Raw genomic sequence first — 8,349 nt, 5'->3', positions numbered from 1 at the left:
AGCTTTACTTGTTTCATCTGCCCGATTATGGGCCCCTGGGATTCTATCGCTGTGAATATTTGGTTGAATGTGTTTTCTAAACTATCAAGGTTTTCCATTAGTTCTGAAAAAGCATTTTTAAGTTCATCGTTGGTTAATCCAAATTCTACAAACGCTAAATTGTCTTTAAAGGTTGAGAACATATTTAATACATTGTTTTTATCGCTTGAAGATTTAGAAGAGAAATATTTTTTAACTTCTTCGTTGATATTTTGCACTGTTACAACAGGATCCTCTGATAATAGTGAAAAGGCCAAAACGCTATATTGTTTAGTTAAAGTATTGAAATTATTTAGTTGTTGAATAAATGATTTGCTTAGCTTATCGTATTCCGAAAGAAAAGTATTAGCCCGAGAATTTAATTGTACAATTTTATCGAAATTATATTCATATGTATTTAAAGATTCATTAATATAAACTAAAGAGGTAGATTCTTCGGTGGTGTCAAGCAAATCGTTCATATATGATTCTATTTTAGATAAATTTCCTCTAAAACCGTTTTCAAAATTTTTTTCGTAATTACCTAAATAATCTTTAAAATTCAAAGAAGCTTCAAAAAATGCTGTTTCTACTTCAGTTATATTATTAACTTGGTCTGATAAATTTTTATAAGATTCTAACCCAGCATTTGATTTGGTAAGAGAAGTAGTATTGAAAATTATAGAAAGGCCGAACAATATGAATATGATTATTACTATACTCATTATTCTTTTACCAATGGATCTTGATTTCATAAGAGAGCACCTTCTCCTTTTTAATTTAAGTAAGTGATTAAAGCAAAGAGACGATCTTAGGGATCGTCTCTAAAGTTTCTTATCTTTGTTCGTTTAGTTTTTTAAGGAGTTCTTCCAGCATTTCTTCTGTGAATTGTCCTCTTCCAAAGTTTATTAGTCCTCTCAGAGGCAGATACTTCATCATCGAGAGAACTAACTCTTCATTTCTGTGTTCATCGACTGGGAAAATTTCTGAAATCTGATCTTTCATTATTTCTTTTAAGATTTGTGAGCCAACAGGGTCTTCCATTAAATCACCAATCGTGGAATTTCTATGAAACTTCTTTCTTATTATTTTTGAAGAGTTGACTTTTACTTTTTCTTTTAATATTATATCTTTCGACGATTTTCCCACCATTATTTCAAACTCTCCACTTTCTACGTACCAATCCCGTATCTCTGTGTTGTAATAAGCAAAAGCCCTTTTATCCAAGGTAAAAGTTACAGTTTTTTCTTCGCCGGGTTCAAGTTGTATTTTTTCGAATCCCTTTAGTTCTTTTTCTGGCCTATTTACTTTGCTTTCTATGTCTCTTACATACAATTGAATTATTTCTTTGCCTCTCATATTTCCTGTATTTTTAACTTTCACCTTAACGTTCAGCGTTTCGCTATCGTTTATTTCCTTTTTATCTATTGTTAGGTCGGTATATTCAAAATAGGTGTAACTTAATCCATATCCAAATGGAAATAAAGGATCTATTTGTTTTTTGTCATAATATCTATACCCTACAAATATGCCTTCTCGGTATTCAACCCTATCGTCTTCCCCTGGGAAGTTTAGGGATGAAGGATTGTGACTCAGTTTTATTGGAAATGTTTCTGCCAATTTTCCAGAAGGATTAACTTCGCCAAACAGGATATCCGCGACAGCTCCTCCCCATGCTTGGCCTCCTAGGTAACTTTCTAGTAGCCCTTTGACTTTATCAACCCAAGGCATTTCAACTGGGGCACCATTACTTAATACCACCACTGTATTTGGTTGAATCTGGGTGATTTCTTCTATCAACTTGTTATGGCTTTGGGGCATCTGCATATGTTCTCTATCGTACCCTTCTGATTCGTATCTTTCAGGTAGTCCTGCGATGATTACAGCGACGTCAGATTCTTTTACAGATCTTTTAGCCTTTTCTATAAGTTCCTCATCGATTTCTTCTGAGTCAATATGGTATCCTTTTTCGTAAAGAATTTTAGATTTTCCTTGAGTTATTTTTTCTATCTCTTCTAGTAGGTTATCTATTTTTGTGGGGTTTACATGCGAACTTCCACCACCTTGATACCTGGGTGATGTAGCAAATTCTCCAATTATGGCTATCGTTCCTTCTTTTTTAATTGGAAGTATATTGTCTTCATTCTTCAAAAGTACCATGCTTTCTCTTGCGATCTTTCTCGCCAATTGATGATGAGCTTCTTTATCATACGTTGCGTTTTGTTTTCTGTTATCTATGGCTTTAAAAATGATTTTTAGGAGTCTTTCTATAGTTTCATCCAATACCTTCTCTTCTAATTGACCGTTTTTTACGGCTTGTATGATTTTGTTGTCTCCTATTCCAAAACTTGAAGGCATTTCTAAGTCTAATCCTGCATTTAATCCGTCTACCCTTTCGTTCACTGCCCCCCAATCGGATACAACTAATCCTTCGAAATTCCATTCTTTTTTCAATATATCTGTCAATAAGTATTTGTTTTCAGATGCATGGGTACCGTTCACTTTGTTGTAAGAACACATTACCGTCCAAGGTTTGCCGTTTTTTACCGCTCCTTCGAAGTTTGCTAAGTAAATCTCTCTTAAGGTTCTTTCATCTATTATTTCATCTACACTCATTCTTCTGTGTTCTTGATTGTTTGCAGCGTAATGTTTCAAAGAGGTTCCTACTCCATAACTTTGTACAGCGTTTATATATGCTGTAGCCAACTCTGTTGATAAGAATGGGTCTTCAGAGAAATATTCAAAATTTCTTCCACACAATGGAGACCTTTTAATGTTAATAGCTGGGCCTAGTATAATATCAACTTTTTCAGCTTGGCATTCTTCAGCTAAAGCTTTTCCCTCTTCTTCTATTAATTTTCTATCCCAAGAACAAGCTGTTGTAGCAGCTGTTGGGAAACACGTAGCGGGGGTACTGTTTGCCAACAAGCTTTCTTCAGGATTTGTGACTTCTTTTCTCAAGCCGTGAGGTCCATCACTCATCGTAATTGAAGGTATCCCTAACCTTTCAATGGGTTTGGTGTGCCAATTGTCTAAACCCGAAGATAAACTTGCCTTTTCTTCAAGTGTCATCTGAGAGATCAACTTTTTTATATCCCTCTCCATATTTTTTTCACATCCTTTGTTTGCTATTAAAAAAGCCTTTTCATTTAAATACAAGATTAGAATTCAAAAGAATTATTCTTGATAACCTGTGAATACCATTTACCGCTATCTTTTATGATCCTTTTTTGAGTTTTGTAATCAACGTACACTATTCCAAATCTTTTTGAATAGCCCCATGCCCATTCAAAATTGTCTAATAAAGACCAGACGAAGTATCCTTTGAGCGTAACTCCATTTTGAATAGCCCTTAAAGCTTGTTCAAGATGTTTCTTTAAATAATCTATTCTATCTTCATCGTGTACCCCTTGGTTTACTACTTTATCATCAAAAGCAGCACCGTTTTCAGTTACATACACTTCTTTTGGATTGTACTCGTTTTGTACACCTTTTAGTATTTTGTAGAAACCTTCAGGGTAGATCTCCCATCCCATTTCTGTTTTTGGAAGACCTCTTTCAACGGTTTTCCCACCTAAAAATGATTTTGTATCAGCCTTGACAAGATCTCCAGAGTAATAATTGATGCCTACAAAATCGATTTTTTCTTTTATTTCTTCCAAATCATTTTCGTAATTGTGAGGTAAAAACTCAGAAGCATATTCTTTTATCCCACTTGGATATTCGCCCTTGTATATTGGATTCAAAAACAATGGGTAATTTGTCCATTCATGGGCCAACCTTGCTGCATCTTTATCTTCTTGTGAATTAGTTGCAGGATCGTGTGAAGAATTAGATAAAGTTATTCCGATTTTTCCTTCTTTGATGTTTTCTTCTCTGAAAGCTTTAACTGTTTTTGAATGAGCTCGCAACTGATTGTGAACAACTGAGAAGGAAGCGTAAAGGTCTTTCATTCCAGGCGCATGTTCACCCATAAAATGGCCAACAAAAGCCATTACCCAGGGTTCGTTTAAAGTAATCCAATTTTTTACTCTGTCCCCCAATCTTTGAAACATGTAATCAGCATAATCGGTGTACCAATAAGCGATGTCTCTGTTTGTCCAACCGCCCAGATCTTGTAGAGCAGCGGGTAAATCCCAATGATACAATGTGACAAAAGGAGTTATATCTGCCTTGAGTAATTCATCAACCAATCTATTGTAAAAATCAACACCTTTTTCGTTGATTTTACCTTTACCATATGGGAAAATTCTTGGCCAAGATATAGAAAACCTGTACGCGTTTAATCCTAAATCTTTCATCAAAGCAATATCTTCTTTGTACTTGTTATAATGATCGTCTGCCACGTCTCCAGTGTCCCCATTATACGTATTTCCAGGTGTATGAGAAAACTTATGCCAAATCGAAGGACCAGCTCCATCTGCTAAAGGAGAACCTTCTATTTGGTATGATGCAGTAGCTGCTCCCCACATGAAATCCTTTGGGAAAACTTTTTCAGACATATTTTTATTCCTCCTATATTGGTGTTTTTATTATCCTTACAAACTCAAAAACTTATCTTAGCGCCCCTTCGCACCGCAGCCCACCCACATTTTATCTCTAAAGTGTATATGTTATTTTAAGATCCATTCTTCCGATAATTTAGGTACATCCATCATTAATTGTTTTGTATATGGGTGTTCGGGTTGCGTTATTACTTTATCAGCTTCTCCACTTTCTACTATTTTCCCTTCATGCATGATGAAAAGTCTATCGCTGACATAGTAAGCCAAACCAAGGTCGTGGGTTACGAACATAATAGTAGTACCTTCAGTATTCCTTAAACCTAACAGTAACTCCAAAATCCCGGATCTTAAGTTTGCATCGATCATTGAAGTTGGCTCGTCAGCTAAGAGTAATTTTGGCTTTATCAAATGAGCCCTTGCTATCATTATCCTTTGCCTTTGTCCACCGCTTAATTCAAAAGGATATTTATCTGCTACTTCTTCAGGTCTTAGATTAACTGATTCCAAAGCTTCGTAAACCTTTGCCATTTTTTCTTGTTTTGTAAAACTGTTGTCAAATAACTTGAAAGCATCTATTAAAACTTTTTTTACCGGGGAAAATATATTGAACGAGGCGTAAGGATCTTGAAATATTGCTTGCACCTTTTTCCAGTAAAGCTTTTTTTCTTTTCCTGTTAAACCTGTTATATCCTGACCTCCAAAAATAATTTTGCCCTCAGTTTCTTTTAACAACCTGAGTAATAATCTAGTTAGCGTTGTTTTTCCGCTTCCACTTTGTCCAACAAGAGAGACGATTTCCCCTTTTTTTATAGAAAAAGTGACGTTATCTACCGCTTTTACAGCTTTTTTGCCACTTCCAAATATTTTGGTCAAATTTTCAACTTTTATTATCTCTTCATTTGGGAGTTTAGACATACGGCGTCACCCTCTTCCCTTGTGTTAAAATATGGTTTAATCTAATGCACCTTACAGATCTTTCTCCTAATTTGGTTAAAGTGACATCTTCTTTCTTACAATCTTCAATTACCAAAGGGCATCTATCTGCGAACCTGCATCCTTTTGGGATTTTCCTTAAATCAGGTGGTGAACCAGGAAGGCTTGGTAGTTTTTTACCTTTTATGCCTTTTTCAGGGACTAAAATAGACTGCATTAATGCTTGTGAGTAAGGATGAATAGGATCGAAGATTACATCTTTCATATTTCCTATCTCTACAAATTCTCCGGCGTACATTACAGCGATACGGTCACATATATGTCTTAATATGGGTAATTCGTGAGTTATAAAAATTATACTTTTTACTATTTTTTTATCAAAAAGATCTTTAATTAATTTTATTACTATTTTTTGGGAAGTTACGTCCAATGCAGAAGTTGGTTCATCTGCTACTACAACTTCTGGGTTCATGATTGTGGAGATTGCGACAACTACCCTTTGTTTCATACCACCGCTAAGTTCTAAAGGGTGGAGGTTTAAAACTCTTGGGGGCAAAGAAAGAGATTCAAAACGTTCTTTTGCCAAATTTAAGATCTCTTTTTCTGTCATATTAGGATCGTGTTCTTTCAGTAGATCTATTATGAAATTTTTGATTTTTAATGTTGGATTCAACGCATTCATAGCACTTTGAGGGATATAAGAATATTTTTTCCCTAGTATATTACTTCTCAACTCATTTTCTTTTTTTTGCATGATATTTTCATTGTCTAAAAATACTGATCCACTTTCGTACTTCAAAGGTGATAAAAACAAGCCTGATAAACTCATTGCTAAAGTAGATTTACCACAACCTGATTCACCTGCTATTCCCAAGATTTCTCCTTCATATAGGTTAAAAGAAACGCTGTTAACCGCTTTTATTTTTTCTCCTAACCTTGTTTGATAATAGGTTTTAAGATTGTTAACTTCTAAAATAACCTTTTTTGATTCCAACCTCATCAACTCCTAAGTTTGGGATTGAATAATTCATCCATCCCCGAATTCATAAAATATAATGAAAATGTTATTAAAGCAATAATTATTGCGGGAGGAATAAAAGCCCACCAAGCGCCTGATCTAACAGACTCAAATAATAATGCCCATGAAAGCATTGTACCGAGTGAAACTATATTACTTGGACCCAGTCCTAACATACTTATTCCTGCTTCGTTTAAAATACCTGTGGCAACTTGGAGGATAAATGCCATGAATATATAAGATAAGATATAAGGCATTATTTCGCGTATTATAATTTCTACAGTGCTGGCACCATTTAACCTGGCTATATCAACATGTTCCCTGTTTCTTAGACTGAGTGATTGCGCCCTTACGGCACGAGCGGTCCATGGCCAGGAGGTTATCCCCAATACTAGTCCCATAACAAACAGGGATCTGCTTCTTAAACTAACCGTTATCAATATCAGTATTATAAATGGAGGTATAACTAAAAATATATTAGTTATTGAATTTAATATGTTATCAGTGGTTCCTCCTTTGTACCCCGCAAAAAGGCCTATAGTTATACCTATTGTTGTTGCAATGACGCCTGAAATTAATCCTATGATCAATGAGGATTTCATCCCATGAATAAGCTCTACAAATACGTCTCTTCCAAAGTTATCTGTTCCCAACAAGTAAGTTGAGGAAGGGGACTCGTACATAAATCCAACCATCTCCAATGGATCTTTTGGTGATACTGCAGGGTATATGAAGGCAGTTAGGAATAAAAACATAAAAAGGCCGAATCCTATTAGGAATTTTGGAGATTTCAATAGTAATTTTATTGTATTCATCTTAACCCTCCTCCGTTTGCGCAGCTTTAATTCTAGGATCTATTAGTCCGTAGACCATATCCAAAATAAAATTAGCAATTAAAACCATCATCGCTATTATAAGCGTTGAACCTTGGATCATTGGATAATCTAATTGTCTTATTCCGTTGAATAGCCACGTTCCCACTCCGGGGTATCCAAAGACTATCTCGGTGATCAAAGCTCCCCCCACCATTGTACCTAAACTTATTGCAAGCCCTGTTATTTGAGGAAGAACTGCATTTTTGAAAACATAGCTTTGAATCTTCTTATCTTTGATACCTAACATCTTACTGTAGGTAACATAATCTGTATTTAATTCATATATTGACATCTCTCTCATACCTATGGCTTGTCCCCCTATTGTTACTAAAACGATGGAAATAAAAGGTAAGAAGTAATGATGTAAAACATCAATCACAAAGGCCCAACTCCAAGAAGGGAGCAATGTTCTGCTGTAACCACCACCAATCGGGAACCATCCCAAGAAGACTCCAAAAACGTATAGTAATATGATTGCCAAAGCATAATAAGGGATAGAATTAACGAATAGTGCCACAGGAAAAATAGTTTTGTCGAAAACCCCTTTTCTGTAAGCGGCAGCAGCTCCCAATAAGTTCCCTAATATCCAACCTACAATTATTGCAGGAAATTGTAAAAAAATAGTCCATACAATAGCGTTTCCCAAAACTTCATTAACAGAAAGAGGGTACAAACTGAACGTCGTTCCTAAATCACCTCTAAAAACATTTCCTATATAGTTGAAAAACTGAATAGGTAGAGGTTTATCCAATCCGAACTCTTCCATGAAAGATTGATAAACTCTTTCTTGTGTCTCACTTGCCACGGTTCCAGACATCATTTTACTTACTATAACTGAAATGGGATCTCCTGGAATGAGCCTTGGTAAGAAAAAATTTAAAAATAAAGCCAAGAAAAAAGCTAGTAAATACCAAAAAAGTTTTTGAAAAAAATATCTCGTAAATCCTTTCACATACTTCACCTCTCGAAGGTATATTTAAAAGAGTTCATGGGGGCTGAA

6 protein-coding genes and 1 pseudogene are annotated in these 8,349 nt (G+C 35.2%); all 7 read right to left on the bottom strand.

Annotation, left to right across the window (positions count from 1 at the left end; translation table 11 throughout):
- Window positions 1-773: pseudogene (locus AA80_RS02840) on the bottom strand (methyl-accepting chemotaxis protein); the annotation flags it as partial.
- Between the two features lie 79 nt (window positions 774-852).
- The gene (locus tag AA80_RS02835) at window positions 853-3,123 is read right to left on the bottom strand and encodes a glycoside hydrolase family 3 C-terminal domain-containing protein (protein WP_103876326.1); all 2,271 of its coding nucleotides are present in this window, start codon (window positions 3,121-3,123) and stop codon (window positions 853-855) included.
- A gap of 56 nt (window positions 3,124-3,179) precedes the next feature.
- Complete coding sequence (locus tag AA80_RS02830; protein ID WP_103876324.1) at window positions 3,180-4,520, bottom strand: GH1 family beta-glucosidase; 1,341 nt, start codon at window positions 4,518-4,520, stop codon at window positions 3,180-3,182.
- Window positions 4,521-4,631: 111 nt separating this feature from the next.
- Window positions 4,632-5,438, bottom strand: a complete 807-nt coding sequence (locus tag AA80_RS02825) for an ABC transporter ATP-binding protein (protein ID WP_103876323.1) — start codon at window positions 5,436-5,438, stop codon at window positions 4,632-4,634.
- The gene (locus tag AA80_RS02820) at window positions 5,431-6,456 is read right to left on the bottom strand and encodes an ABC transporter ATP-binding protein (protein WP_103876322.1); all 1,026 of its coding nucleotides are present in this window, start codon (window positions 6,454-6,456) and stop codon (window positions 5,431-5,433) included. The genes AA80_RS02825 and AA80_RS02820 overlap by 8 nt, the downstream gene beginning before the upstream one ends.
- Entirely contained in the window at window positions 6,456-7,289 is an 834-nt protein-coding gene (locus AA80_RS02815; protein ID WP_103876321.1) for an ABC transporter permease, read from the bottom strand. The genes AA80_RS02820 and AA80_RS02815 overlap by 1 nt, the downstream gene beginning before the upstream one ends.
- A gap of 1 nt (window position 7,290) precedes the next feature.
- Window positions 7,291-8,301, bottom strand: a complete 1,011-nt coding sequence (locus AA80_RS02810) for an ABC transporter permease (protein ID WP_103876320.1) — start codon at window positions 8,299-8,301, stop codon at window positions 7,291-7,293.
- Window positions 8,302-8,349 lie beyond the last annotated feature (48 nt).

Origin of the sequence: Petrotoga sibirica DSM 13575, from assembly GCF_002924625.1 — a bacterium.
In the GTDB taxonomy this organism is placed as follows: Bacteria; Thermotogota; Thermotogae; order Petrotogales; family Petrotogaceae; genus Petrotoga; species Petrotoga sibirica.
This window is presented reverse-complemented; position numbering and strand designations above follow the sequence as displayed.

Coding starts and splice junctions, on each gene's coding strand:
- AA80_RS02835 (WP_103876326.1), bottom strand. CDS start 3,123: ATGGAGAGGGATATAAAAAAGTTGATCTCTCAGATGACACTTGAAGAA.
- AA80_RS02830 (WP_103876324.1), bottom strand. CDS start 4,520: ATGTCTGAAAAAGTTTTCCCAAAGGATTTCATGTGGGGAGCAGCTACT.
- AA80_RS02825 (WP_103876323.1), bottom strand. CDS start 5,438: ATGTCTAAACTCCCAAATGAAGAGATAATAAAAGTTGAAAATTTGACC.
- AA80_RS02820 (WP_103876322.1), bottom strand. CDS start 6,456: ATGAGGTTGGAATCAAAAAAGGTTATTTTAGAAGTTAACAATCTTAAA.
- AA80_RS02815 (WP_103876321.1), bottom strand. CDS start 7,289: ATGAATACAATAAAATTACTATTGAAATCTCCAAAATTCCTAATAGGA.